General features: G+C 64.8%; 9 protein-coding genes and 3 rRNA genes. 3 read left to right on the forward strand and 9 right to left on the reverse strand.

What is annotated here, in order from left to right; translation table 11 throughout:
• Nucleotides 1–23: 23 nt before the first annotated feature.
• The 6 genes from F8R89_RS36130 to F8R89_RS08095 all read right to left on the reverse strand — a co-directional run bounded on the left by F8R89_RS36130 (nt 24) and on the right by F8R89_RS08095 (nt 8260).
• Nucleotides 24–764 carry a tetratricopeptide repeat protein gene (locus F8R89_RS36130; RefSeq protein ID WP_192806347.1) on the reverse strand — a complete coding sequence of 247 codons (741 nt, stop codon included), beginning with the start codon at nt 762–764 and terminating at the stop codon, nt 24–26.
• Nucleotides 656–1780, reverse strand: a complete 1125-nt coding sequence (locus F8R89_RS36135; RefSeq protein WP_192806418.1) for a hypothetical protein — start codon at nt 1778–1780, stop codon at nt 656–658. The genes F8R89_RS36130 and F8R89_RS36135 overlap by 109 nt, the downstream gene beginning before the upstream one ends.
• Nucleotides 1781–1940: 160 nt before the next feature.
• Nucleotides 1941–2057: ribosomal RNA gene (gene rrf, locus F8R89_RS08075) — 5S ribosomal RNA — on the reverse strand.
• Between the two features lie 106 nt (nt 2058–2163).
• Nucleotides 2164–5287: ribosomal RNA gene (locus tag F8R89_RS08080) — 23S ribosomal RNA — on the reverse strand.
• 310 nt (nt 5288–5597) lie between these two features.
• Nucleotides 5598–7123 (reverse strand): 16S ribosomal RNA (locus F8R89_RS08085).
• The 16S, 23S and 5S rRNA genes sit together here, the layout of an rRNA operon.
• Nucleotides 7124–7645: 522 nt before the next feature.
• Nucleotides 7646–8260, reverse strand: coding sequence for a DNA-3-methyladenine glycosylase (locus F8R89_RS08095; protein ID WP_151783319.1), 615 nt, complete (start codon nt 8258–8260; stop codon nt 7646–7648).
• A 201-nt stretch (nt 8261–8461) separates the two neighbouring features.
• Between F8R89_RS08095 and F8R89_RS08100 the strand changes: the two genes are divergently transcribed.
• From F8R89_RS08100 to F8R89_RS08110, 3 genes are all read left to right on the forward strand, one after another.
• Nucleotides 8462–9244 (forward strand): sporulation protein, encoded by a 783-nt coding sequence (locus F8R89_RS08100; RefSeq protein ID WP_151783320.1) that lies wholly within the window; start codon nt 8462–8464, stop codon nt 9242–9244.
• Nucleotides 9245–9287: 43 nt separating this feature from the next.
• The gene (locus F8R89_RS08105; RefSeq protein WP_151783321.1) at nt 9288–9827 is read left to right on the forward strand and encodes a YbhB/YbcL family Raf kinase inhibitor-like protein; all 540 of its coding nucleotides are present in this window, start codon (nt 9288–9290) and stop codon (nt 9825–9827) included.
• A 145-nt stretch (nt 9828–9972) separates the two neighbouring features.
• Nucleotides 9973–10479: an HNH endonuclease gene (locus tag F8R89_RS08110; protein ID WP_151783322.1), complete on the forward strand. Its 507-nt coding sequence runs from the start codon at nt 9973–9975 to the stop codon at nt 10477–10479.
• Between the two features lie 88 nt (nt 10480–10567).
• Here F8R89_RS08110 and F8R89_RS08115 read toward each other — a convergent pair whose 3' ends face one another.
• The 3 genes from F8R89_RS08115 to F8R89_RS08125 all read right to left on the reverse strand — a co-directional run bounded on the left by F8R89_RS08115 (nt 10568) and on the right by F8R89_RS08125 (nt 12954).
• Entirely contained in the window at nt 10568–11524 is a 957-nt protein-coding gene (locus F8R89_RS08115; protein ID WP_151783323.1) for an SPFH domain-containing protein, read from the reverse strand.
• Between the two features lie 141 nt (nt 11525–11665).
• Entirely contained in the window at nt 11666–12097 is a 432-nt protein-coding gene (locus F8R89_RS08120) for an NfeD family protein (protein WP_192806068.1), read from the reverse strand.
• A 59-nt stretch (nt 12098–12156) separates the two neighbouring features.
• Nucleotides 12157–12954 (reverse strand): ABC transporter ATP-binding protein, encoded by a 798-nt coding sequence (locus F8R89_RS08125; RefSeq protein ID WP_151783324.1) that lies wholly within the window; start codon nt 12952–12954, stop codon nt 12157–12159.
• Nucleotides 12955–13038 lie beyond the last annotated feature (84 nt).

Here is a 13038-nt window from a genome sequence, read left to right on the forward strand (position 1 = left end):
TCCCGCCCCTTCTCACACGTCACTCACTCGTCGTCCGCCGGCGTCGTCGCGTCACCGCCGTCGCCCTCGCCCTCGTCCTCGGACTCGTCGAAGGCGTCGACGAACTCGACACCGTCCAGCTCAGCGAGCCGGTCCGAGGCGTCCGTGCTGCCGTCCTTGTCGGCCTCCACGGCCTTCGCGAACCACTCACGCGCCTCGCCCTGCCGCCCGGCGGCGAGCAGCGCGTCCGCGTACGCGTACCGCAGTCGCGCCGTCCACGGCTGCACGGAGTTGGACGCGAGCTCCGGGCTCTGCAGCGTGACGATCGCCGCGTCCAACTGCCCCATGTCACGCCGGGCGCCGGCCGCGACCAGCCGCATCTCCACCTGGCCGGCCTTGTCGAGCTTGTGCACCTCGGGGGCGCCGGCCATGTCCAGCGCCTTCTCCGGACGCCCGAGGCCCCGCTCGCAGTCGGCCATGAGCGGCCACAGCTCTACGGTGCCGGTCATCCGCCGCGCGGCACGGAACTCCGCCAGGGCCTCCGCGTACTTCTGGTTGGCGTACGCCGCGAAGCCCGCCGCCTCCCGTACGGCCGCGACGCGCGACGCCAGCCGCAGCGCGACCCGCGAGTAGCCGTACGCGCCCTCGGGGTCCTCGTCGATGAGCCGCGCGACCATCACCAGGTTGCGGGCCACGTCCTCGGCGAGCGTCTTCGGCAGGCTCTGGAGCTCCTGCCGCACGTCCTTGTCGATCTCGTCGCCGGTGACGTCCTCGGGGATCGGCAGCCGCTTGATCGGCTCGCGGTCACGGTCCCGCTCGTCCCGGAACCGCCCACCGCCCCGCCGGTCGTCACCACGGCGGTCGTCCCTACGGTCGTCCCGGCCACGGAACCCTCCGGGGCGGCCCCCGCGATCGTCCCGGCGAGGCCCACGGCCACCCCGGTCGTCCCGCCCGCGGAACCCACCGCGGTCGTCACGCCGGTCGTCCCGCCGGTCGTCCCGGCGGTCGTCCCGGCGGAAGCCACCACGGTCACCGCCACGGTCGTCACGCCGGTCATCGCGGCGATCGTCACGGCGGAACCCGCGATCGCGGTCGCCGCCGCGGTCGTCCCTGCGGTCGTCACGTCGGAACCCACGGTCCCGGTCGTCACGGCGGAACCCACCGCGGTCGCCGTCCCGGCGGTCATCGCGGCGATCGTCACGGCGGAAGCCCCGGTCCCGGTCGCCACCACGGTCGTCCCTGCGGTCGTCACGCCGGAACCCACGGTCCCGGTCGTCGTCCCGACGGAAGCCACGGTCCCGATCCCGGTCGTCCCTGCGGAAGCCACGGTCGCGGTCGTCACCACGGCGGTCGTCCCTGCGGTCATCACGACGGTCGTCGCGCCGGCCGTACCCGCCACGGTTGTCATCGCGACGGTCGTCACGGCGGTCGTCACGCCGGTAGGACGGACGGTCCCCGTCCCGACGGAAGCCACGGTCCCGGTCCCGGTCGTCTCGGCGCGGTGCGCCCGGCCGGTCGTCGCGACGGAACCCGGGACGCTGCCCACGGTCGCCGTCCCGACGGTCGTCCCTGCGATCGTCACGGCGATCATCGCGACGGTCGTCACGCCGGCCGTAGCCGCCGCTGCCGCCACCGCGGTTGTCGTCACGACGGAAGCCTCGGTCCCGGTCGTCGCGCCGGAACCCGCCACGGTCGCCCCGGTCATCGCGGCGGTCGTCCCTGCGGTCGTCACGACGTTCGTTGTCCCGTCGGAAGCCGCCACGATCACCACGGTCACCTCGGTAACCGCCGCGTTCACCACGGTCACCACTGTCCCGTCGCCGCTGGTCGCGCTCCGGTCGATCGTCGGGAGAGTTGGTGGACATGGGTGACTCCTGTCTTCGGTACCGCAAGCATTGTAAAAACGAAAGGACCCCTGGTCCCAGCTGAACGCTGGTGACCAGGGGTCCTTCCCAAAGATTGTTCGGCGGTGTCCTACTCTCCCACAGGGTCCCCCCTGCAGTACCATCGGCGCTGTAAGGCTTAGCTTCCGGGTTCGGAATGTAACCGGGCGTTTCCCTCACGCTATGACCACCGAAACCCTAATGGTTTCGAGCGAACAAGCACACTCTGTAGTTATGTGTTCTGCTCAAGAAACCGGCAACGGTCGTTGCCTCAGAACTAACACAGTGGACGCGAGCAACTGAGGACAAGCCCTCGGCCTATTAGTACCGGTCACCTCCACACATTACTGTGCTTCCAGATCCGGCCTATCAACCCAGTCGTCTACTGGGAGCCTTACCCCATCAAGTGGGTGGGAGTCCTCATCTCGAAGCAGGCTTCCCGCTTAGATGCTTTCAGCGGTTATCCCTCCCGAACGTAGCCAACCAGCCATGCCCTTGGCAGAACAACTGGCACACCAGAGGTTCGTCCGTCCCGGTCCTCTCGTACTAGGGACAGCCCTTCTCAAGACTCCTACGCGCACAGCGGATAGGGACCGAACTGTCTCACGACGTTCTAAACCCAGCTCGCGTACCGCTTTAATGGGCGAACAGCCCAACCCTTGGGACCGACTCCAGCCCCAGGATGCGACGAGCCGACATCGAGGTGCCAAACCATCCCGTCGATATGGACTCTTGGGGAAGATCAGCCTGTTATCCCCGGGGTACCTTTTATCCGTTGAGCGACGGCGCTTCCACAAGCCACCGCCGGATCACTAGTCCCGACTTTCGTCCCTGCTCGACCCGTCGGTCTCACAGTCAAGCTCCCTTGTGCACTTACACTCAACACCTGATTGCCAACCAGGCTGAGGGAACCTTTGGGCGCCTCCGTTACCCTTTAGGAGGCAACCGCCCCAGTTAAACTACCCATCAGACACTGTCCCTGATCCGGATCACGGACCCAGGTTAGACATCCAGCACGACCAGACTGGTATTTCAACGACGACTCCACCCGAACTGGCGTCCGAGCTTCACAGTCTCCCAGCTATCCTACACAAGCCGAACCGAACACCAATATCAAACTGTAGTAAAGGTCCCGGGGTCTTTCCGTCCTGCTGCGCGAAACGAGCATCTTTACTCGTAGTGCAATTTCACCGGGCCTATGGTTGAGACAGTCGAGAAGTCGTTACGCCATTCGTGCAGGTCGGAACTTACCCGACAAGGAATTTCGCTACCTTAGGATGGTTATAGTTACCACCGCCGTTTACTGGCGCTTAAGTTCTCAGCTTCGCCGAGACGAATCTCGACTAACCGGTCCCCTTAACGTTCCAGCACCGGGCAGGCGTCAGTCCGTATACATCGCCTTACGGCTTCGCACGGACCTGTGTTTTTAGTAAACAGTCGCTTCTCGCTGGTCTCTGCGGCCACCCCCAGCTCGAGCAGCAAGTACTCTCACCAGGTGTGGCCCCCCTTCTCCCGAAGTTACGGGGGCATTTTGCCGAGTTCCTTAACCATAGTTCACCCGAACGCCTCGGTATTCTCTACCTGACCACCTGAGTCGGTTTAGGGTACGGGCCGCCATGAAACTCGCTAGAGGCTTTTCTCGACAGCATAGGATCATCCACTTCACCACAATCGGCTCGGCATCAGGTCTCAGACACATGATGTGCGGATTTGCCTACACACCGTCCTACACCCTTACCCCGGGACAACCACCGCCCGGGATGGACTACCTTCCTGCGTCACCCCATCACTCACCTACTACCAGCTCGGGTCACCGGCTCCACCACTCCGACCTCGTCCGAAGACTCAGCCGGCGGCTTCACGGGCTTAGCATCACTGGATTCGATGTTTGACGCTTCACAGCGGGTACCGGAATATCAACCGGTTATCCATCGACTACGCCTGTCGGCCTCGCCTTAGGTCCCGACTTACCCTGGGCAGATCAGCTTGACCCAGGAACCCTTAGTCAATCGGCGCACACGTTTCTCACGTGTGAATCGCTACTCATGCCTGCATTCTCACTCGTCAACCGTCCACAACTCGCTTCCGCGGCTGCTTCACCCGGCAGACGACGCTCCCCTACCCATCCCAGCCTCCGTTGGGAGTACATGCTGGAATGACACGACTTCGGCGGTACGCTTGAGCCCCGCTACATTGTCGGCGCGGAATCACTAGACCAGTGAGCTATTACGCACTCTTTCAAGGGTGGCTGCTTCTAAGCCAACCTCCTGGTTGTCTCTGCGACTCCACATCCTTTCCCACTTAGCGTACGCTTAGGGGCCTTAGTCGATGCTCTGGGCTGTTTCCCTCTCGACCATGGAGCTTATCCCCCACAGTCTCACTGCCGCGCTCTCACTTACCGGCATTCGGAGTTTGGCTAAGGTCAGTAACCCGGTAGGGCCCATCGCCTATCCAGTGCTCTACCTCCGGCAAGAAACACACGACGCTGCACCTAAATGCATTTCGGGGAGAACCAGCTATCACGGAGTTTGATTGGCCTTTCACCCCTAACCACAGGTCATCCCCCAGGTTTTCAACCCTGGTGGGTTCGGTCCTCCACGAAGTCTTACCTCCGCTTCAACCTGCCCATGGCTAGATCACTCCGCTTCGGGTCTTGAGCGCGCTACTATACCGCCCTATTCGGACTCGCTTTCGCTACGGCTTCCCCACACGGGTTAACCTCGCAACACACCGCAAACTCGCAGGCTCATTCTTCAAAAGGCACGCAGTCACGAGAATGAAGACAAGTCTTCATTCCGACGCTCCCACGGCTTGTAGGCACACGGTTTCAGGTACTATTTCACTCCGCTCCCGCGGTACTTTTCACCATTCCCTCACGGTACTATCCGCTATCGGTCACCAGGGAATATTTAGGCTTAGCGGGTGGTCCCGCCAGATTCACACGGGATTTCTCGGGCCCCGTGCTACTTGGGTGTCTCTCAAACGAGCCGCTGACGTTTCGACTACGGGGGTCTTACCCTCTACGCCGGACCTTTCGCATGTCCTTCGCCTACATCAACGGTTTCTGACTCGTCGACCAGCCGGCAGACTGATCAAGAGAGATCCCACAACCCCGAATGCGCAACCCCTGCCGGGTCTCACACGCATACGGTTTGGCCTCATCCGGTTTCGCTCGCCACTACTCCCGGAATCACGGTTGTTTTCTCTTCCTGCGGGTACTGAGATGTTTCACTTCCCCGCGTTCCCTCCACACTGCCTATGTGTTCAGCAGCGGGTGACAGCCCATGACGACTGCCGGGTTTCCCCATTCGGAAACCCCCGATCAAAGCCTGGTTGACGACTCCCCGGGGACTATCGTGGCCTCCCACGTCCTTCATCGGTTCCTGGTGCCAAGGCATCCACCGTGCGCCCTTAAAAACTTGGCCACAGATGCTCGCGTCCACTGTGCAGTTCTCAAACAACGACCAACCACCCATCACCCCGAGCAGAAGCTCGAGTGCACTGGGGCCGGCAACTGAAGGCGACCTCGCGGCCGTACCCTCAGACACCCAACAGCGTGCCCGGTCCATCCCTGTCCGATGATCGTGCGTTCCACGCTCCGAAGAGCAGTACTTGCAGCCACCGACCCGAGGTCAGGACCGAATAGTCAACGTTCCACCCATGAGCAACCAGTGCGAGACGTTCGCTCGCATGCTGGCCTCTGACCAACCGAAGTTGGTGAGAAGTGCTCCTTAGAAAGGAGGTGATCCAGCCGCACCTTCCGGTACGGCTACCTTGTTACGACTTCGTCCCAATCGCCAGTCCCACCTTCGACAGCTCCCTCCCACAAGGGGTTGGGCCACCGGCTTCGGGTGTTACCGACTTTCGTGACGTGACGGGCGGTGTGTACAAGGCCCGGGAACGTATTCACCGCAGCAATGCTGATCTGCGATTACTAGCGACTCCGACTTCATGGGGTCGAGTTGCAGACCCCAATCCGAACTGAGACCGGCTTTTTGAGATTCGCTCCACCTCGCGGTATCGCAGCTCATTGTACCGGCCATTGTAGCACGTGTGCAGCCCAAGACATAAGGGGCATGATGACTTGACGTCGTCCCCACCTTCCTCCGAGTTGACCCCGGCGGTCTCCCGTGAGTCCCCAGCACCACAAGGGCCTGCTGGCAACACGGGACAAGGGTTGCGCTCGTTGCGGGACTTAACCCAACATCTCACGACACGAGCTGACGACAGCCATGCACCACCTGTACACCGACCACAAGGGGGCGCCCATCTCTGGACGTTTCCGGTGTATGTCAAGCCTTGGTAAGGTTCTTCGCGTTGCGTCGAATTAAGCCACATGCTCCGCCGCTTGTGCGGGCCCCCGTCAATTCCTTTGAGTTTTAGCCTTGCGGCCGTACTCCCCAGGCGGGGCACTTAATGCGTTAGCTGCGGCACGGACAACGTGGAATGTTGCCCACACCTAGTGCCCACCGTTTACGGCGTGGACTACCAGGGTATCTAATCCTGTTCGCTCCCCACGCTTTCGCTCCTCAGCGTCAGTATCGGCCCAGAGATCCGCCTTCGCCACCGGTGTTCCTCCTGATATCTGCGCATTTCACCGCTACACCAGGAATTCCGATCTCCCCTACCGAACTCTAGCCTGCCCGTATCGACTGCAGACCCGGGGTTAAGCCCCGGGCTTTCACAACCGACGTGACAAGCCGCCTACGAGCTCTTTACGCCCAATAATTCCGGACAACGCTTGCGCCCTACGTATTACCGCGGCTGCTGGCACGTAGTTAGCCGGCGCTTCTTCTGCAGGTACCGTCACTCTCGCTTCTTCCCTGCTGAAAGAGGTTTACAACCCGAAGGCCGTCATCCCTCACGCGGCGTCGCTGCATCAGGCTTTCGCCCATTGTGCAATATTCCCCACTGCTGCCTCCCGTAGGAGTCTGGGCCGTGTCTCAGTCCCAGTGTGGCCGGTCGCCCTCTCAGGCCGGCTACCCGTCGTCGCCTTGGTGAGCCGTTACCTCACCAACAAGCTGATAGGCCGCGGGCTCATCCTGCACCGCCGGAGCTTTCGAACCACTTGGATGCCCAAGCAGATCAGTATCCGGTATTAGACCCCGTTTCCAGGGCTTGTCCCAGAGTGCAGGGCAGATTGCCCACGTGTTACTCACCCGTTCGCCACTAATCCCCACCGAAGTGGTTCATCGTTCGACTTGCATGTGTTAAGCACGCCGCCAGCGTTCGTCCTGAGCCAGGATCAAACTCTCCGTGAATGTTTACCCGTAATCGGGTGCACACATCACGAGAGCGGAACATCGGGAGGAATGATCCCGATGTTCACAGCGTCCTCGCTGTGTTTATTTCAAAGGAACCTCGCCCCAGCAGATGCTGGAGACGGGGTATCAACATATCTGGCGTTGACTTTTGGCACGCTGTTGAGTTCTCAAGGAACGGACGCTTCCTTTGTACTCACCCTCTCGGGCTTTCCTCCGGGCGATTCCCTTCGGTCTTGCGTTTCCGACTCTATCAGATCCTTTTTCGATCCGATTCCCTGTCGGCGGGATTGCCGAGGGCTTCTGGCTTTCGCCTGTCGGCCTTTCGACATTCACTACGTTAGCCGATTCCCCGCCCGATTCATAATCGGACCCCGCGGAATCGAATTCGGGCATACGGGGACGCCAGAATCGACCCCGTTTCAGGGGTTGTACTAGGTAGTGGGTTGGCCGCTACGGCTGCTGACTTCGCAGTACCCGCTTCAGCGGCTCGGGCCACGTTACGCGACCCGCCAAGGCGCGTCAACTCGGGCCGGTGGAGGGCTTGGCCCTGGGGCTCAGCCGGTACGCCGAGACCGTCGGGTCGCCGGCCACGTAGAAGCGGTGCTGCCAGTCGTGGGCCTTGCTCACGCCGACCCGGGGGCCGACTCGGACGAGGTCGTCGGGCACCGGCTCCCCGCGGGACAGCGTGACCGAGGCGCCGGTCAGGAGGTCCGCGCCGTCGTGCGCCGCCGTGATGCCGAGCGCCTGGCAGAAGTTGCCGGGCCCCCGGGCCAGGCGGGCGTCCTCCACCTTCGGCCCTCGCCGTTCGCGGGCCAGCTCCTCCCCCTCGATGACGCGGCCGGCACGGATGAGGACGGCCGAGGCGATGCCGTCGGTGCCCGTGACGACGTTCGCGCACCAGTGGAGACCGTGGGACCGGTAGACGTACAGGTGTCCCGCCGGTCCGAACATGACGGCGTTGCGGGCGGTCATGCCCCGGTAGGCGTGGGACGCGGGGTCCGCCGCGCCGGAGTACGCCTCGGTCTCGGTGATGGCGATGCTGACGGTGCCGTCGGCGGTCTTGTGGGTGAGGACGGCGCCGAGCAGTCTGGGGGCGACGTCCTCGGCGGGGTGGGCCAGGTCTTCGACGTTCATACCGGCCGCCGGTCGGTCCGGGGCCCGGGCGGGGGCGTACGGTCGGGGCTCACGATCATGCCGTCCGAGCGTAGTGGAGACGGTGTGGCCGCCACGGGGTGGTCCGGGGAGCGCGCGCCTTGTCGGGGTGGGGTCGCGGAACCGGCCACGGCCGGATCGCGTTTGTAGGGATCAGGGATCCACTCTGAGTTGAGGAGAGTCATGGCGTTCAAGAAGCTGCTCGCGAGCCTGGGGGCCGGCGGTGCTTCGGTCGAGACGGTGCTGACCGAGGTCAACGTCGTCCCGGGCGGTGTCGTCCAGGGTGAGGTGCGGATTCAGGGCGGGTCCGTGAACCAGGACATCGAGGGCCTGGCCGTCGGCCTGCAGGCGCGCGTCGAGGTGGAGACGCAGGACTCGGAGTACAAGCAGGACATCGAGTTCACGAAGGTGCGGCTGGGCGGGGCGTTCGAGCTGCAGGCCGGTGCGGTGCACGCGGTGCCGTTCGGGCTGGAGATCCCGTGGGAGACGCCGGTCACCATGATCGACGGGCAGGCGCTGCGCGGCATGAACATCGGTGTGTCGACGGAGCTGGCGATCGCCCGTGCCGTGGACTCCAGCGACCTGGACCCGATCAACGTGCACCCGCTGCCCGCGCAGAAGGCGATCCTCGACGCGTTCATCCAGCTCGGGTTCCGCTTCAAAAGCGCGGACATGGAGCGCGGCCACATCCGCGGTACGCGGCAGAAGCTGCCCTTCTACCAGGAGATCGAGTTCTTCCCGCCGCAGCAGTACCGCGGTCTCAACCAGGTCGAGCTGAGCTTCGTCGCGGACTCGAACGCGATGGACGTCGTGCTGGAGATGGACAAGAAGCCGGGTCTGTTCAGCGAGGGCAGCGACACCTTCCGTTCCTTCCAGGTGGGGCTGAACGACTTCCACGGGACCGACTGGGCGGCGTACCTCAACCAGTGGCTGTCCGAGGTCGGCAGCAAGCGGAACTGGTTCTAGGCTCGGAACCGCTGATTCCACTGTTTCGTCAGGAGGTATCGAAGTGTCCGAGCTCAAGCGGCGGCCGCTCCCCCACGACTTCCATCCGCCCGTGCCGTCCTTCACGGTCACGAGTGAGGACGTCCAGGGCGGCGGGACCCTGAAGGACGCCCAGGTCCACGCGGCGGGCAACACGTCGCCGCAGCTGCGCTGGGAGGGCTTCCCGGAGGGGACCAAGAGCTTCGCCGTGACCTGTTACGACCCGGACGCCCCCACGGGAAGCGGGTTCTGGCACTGGGTGCTCTTCGACATCCCGGCGTCGGTGACCGAGCTGCCGGCGGGTGCGGGCAACGGCTCGTTCGAGGGGCTGCCGGAGGGTGCCGTGCACGCGCGGAACGACTACGGGTCGAAGGACTTCGGCGGGGCCGCGCCGCCCCCCGGGGACGGGCCGCACCGGTACGTGTTCACGGTGTACGCCGTGGACCAGGAGAAGCTCGGTCCGGACTCGGACGCCAGCCCGGCCGCCGTCGGCTTCAATCTGCGGTTCCACACGCTCGCGCGTGCGCACCTGATCGCCGAGTACGAGGTGCCCGCGGAATCCTGACGTTCATGGAACGTTTGCCCGCCCCCGGTCATGGAAGTGATCGGGGGCGGGCACTTTTTATTTCGTTGTCCATCTCGGCGTGCCCGGCCAGAGTTGATCCCAGCCCGCCAGGGGGTGGGCAGGTGTGCACGGGAGGTGGGCTGCAATGCGGGAGACGCTGGTACTGAACGCGAGCTTCGAGCCGCTGTCGACGGTGACGTTGAACCGAGCCGTCGTTCTGGTGCTCCAGGACAAGGCCGTCGTCGAGCAGGCCCACCCCGAACTGCGCATGCGCGGGGCCGCGGTGGACATACCGGCGCCGCGGGTGATCAGGCTCTGCCGGTACGTGAGGGTGCCGTTCCGAAGACAAGCGCCGTGGTCGAGGCGGGGTGTGCTGGTCAGGGACCGGCACCGGTGCGCGTACTGCGGCCGCAGGGCGACGACCGTGGACCACGTGGTGCCGCGGTCGCACGGGGGGCAGGACACCTGGCTGAACACGGTCGCCTCGTGTGCGGAGGACAATCACCGCAAGGCCGACCGGACGCCTGAGCAGGCGGGGATGCCGTTGCTGCGGGAGCCGTTCGAGCCGACTCCGGCCGATGCGATGCTGCTGGCGCTGGGGGTGGACGAGTTCGCGGCTCTGCCGGACTGGCTGGGGATGGACGCGGCCTAGCTGGGGGCGCGGTTCCCGCGTCGCTGAGCGGCATGAGGGCCCGGCTTCCTCGAGGAAGTCGGGCCCCTTTGTCGTACCGGTGAAACCCTCAGTCGATCGACGGCTTCTCTCGGCGTTCCGTCGCCTGGCCGGGGATGCCCGTGGATCCGCCGCCGCCCGAACCGCCGCCCAGGTTGCCGAAGTTGCCCATCGCGCCCGACAGGCCCTTCAGGGCGTCGCCGATCTCGCTGGGGACGATCCAGAGCTTGTTGGCGTCGCCCTCGGCGATCTTCGGGAGCATCTGGAGGTACTGGTAGGAGAGGAGCTTCTGGTCGGGGTCGCCGGCGTGGATGGCCTCGAAGACGGTGCGGACCGCCTGGGCCTCGCCCTCGGCGCGCAGGGCGGCCGCCTTGGCCTCACCCTCGGCGCGCAGGATCTGGGACTGCTTCTCACCTTCGGCGGTGAGGATGGCGGCCTGGCGCGTACCTTCGGCGGTGAGGATCGCGGCGCGCTTGTCACGGTCGGCGCGCATCTGCTTCTCCATCGAGTCCTGGATGGAGGTGGGCGGTTCGATGGCCTTCAGTTCGACGCGGTTGACGCGGATGCCCCACTTGCCGGTGGCCTCGTCGAGGACGCCGCGCAGGGCCGCGTTGATCTCCTCGCGGGAGGTCAGGGTGCGTTCCAGGTCCATGCCGCCGATGATGTTGCGCAGTGTGGTGACGGTGAGCTGCTCGATGGCCTGGATGTAGCTGGCGACCTCGTAGGTGGCGGCCCGGGCGTCGGTCACCTGGTAGTAGATGACGGTGTCGATGTTCACGACCAGGTTGTCCTGGGTGATCACCGGCTGCGGCGGGAACGGCACGACCTGTTCGCGCAGGTCGATGCGGTTGCGGATGGTGTCGATGAACGGGACCACGATGTTGAGGCCCGCGTTCAGTGTCCGCGTGTAACGGCCGAAGCGCTCGACGATGGCCGCGCTCGCCTGCGGGATGACCTGGATCGTCTTGATCAGGGCGATGAAGACCAACACCACCAGAATGACCAGGACGATGATGACCGGTTCCATCGTCGTTTCCCCGTACCCCTTCTCCACTGCGGCAACTGCGCCAACTTCGGAAGATCTTATGTCTGTTGAAGATCTTGCTGACGAGTCTGACAGACCGTCGCGTGCCTCGTGAGGGCTTCGCGTCACTTGCGTCGTACGAGGTCACATGACGATGGCCGTGGCCCCCTCGATGTCGACGACGTCCACTTCCTGGCCCACTTCGTAGGTGCGGCCGGTCTCGAGCGCGCGGGCCGACCAGACCTCGCCGGCGAGTTTGATCCGCCCGCCGGAGGTGTCGACGCGCTCCAGGACGACCGCCTGCTTGCCTTTCAACGCGTCGATTCCGGTGGCGAGTTGGGGTCGTTGCGAGCGGTGTCTGTTGGCGATGGGCCGCACGACGGCGATGAGGGCGGTGGAGACGACGACGAAGGCCACGACCTGGGCGACGGCGTCACCGTCGAAGTAACCGGCCGCCAGGGCGGCCGCGACGGCGCCCACCGCCAGCATGCCGAGTTCGGGCATCGCGGTGATGACGAGCCCGATGCCGAGCGCTGCCGCGCCGATCAACCACCAAACCCACGCGTCGATTTCCACATGGTCATGGTAGGCCCGTGGGCCCTGTCACGGACAGGGCGCCGGTCGAGCGGACGGGGTCAGGAGAGGGGGAGGCCCTGGGCCGTCCAGCGGTCGCCGACCTGTTCGACGACGAGCGGGAGGCCGAAGCAGAGGGAGAGGTTGCGGGAGGTGAGTTCGAGCTCCATGGGGCCCGCGGCGAGGACCTTGCCCTGACGGATCATCAGGACGTGGGTGAAGCCCGGGGGGATCTCCTCGACGTGGTGGGTGACCATGAGCATCGACGGCGCGATCGGGTCGCGGGCGAGGCGGCCGAGGCGGCGGACGAGGTCCTCGCGGCCGCCGAGGTCGAGTCCGGCGGCGGGCTCGTCGAGGAGGAGCAGCTCGGGGTCGGCCATGAGGGCGCGGGCGATGAGGGTGCGCTTGCGCTCGCCCTCGGAGAGGGTGCCGAACTTCCGGTCGGTGAACTCGGTCATGCCGAGGCGGTCGAGGAAGGCGCGGGCCCGCTGCTCGTCGACCTCCTCGTAGTCCTCGTTCCAGGTGGCGGTCATGCCGTACGCGGCCGTGAGAACGGTTTCGAGGACGGTCTGGCGCTTGGGGAGCTTCTCGGCCAGGGCGATCCCCGCGACGCCGATGCGGGGGCGCAGCTCGAAGACGTCGGTGCCGGGCCGGCCGAGGGTCTCGCCGAGGATCGTGGCGGTGCCCTTGGTCGGGTAGAGGTAGCTGGAGGCGACGTTCAGGAGGGTGGTCTTGCCGGCGCCGTTCGGGCCGAGGATGACCCAGCGCTCGCCCTCCTTGACCGACCAGGAGACCTGGTCCACGAGAGCCCGGCCCTCACGGACCACGGTTACGTCCTGAAGCTCCAGAACATCGCTCATGAGCGCGTTGTCTCCCCTTGCTGTGACCGGTCTCGGCGTCTCGGTGGTCGCGTGCGCCTGTGAGCGCAGCCCCTCAAGGAAATC

Source organism: Streptomyces sp. SS1-1, from assembly GCF_008973465.1.
Lineage (GTDB): Bacteria > Actinomycetota > Actinomycetes > Streptomycetales > Streptomycetaceae > Streptomyces.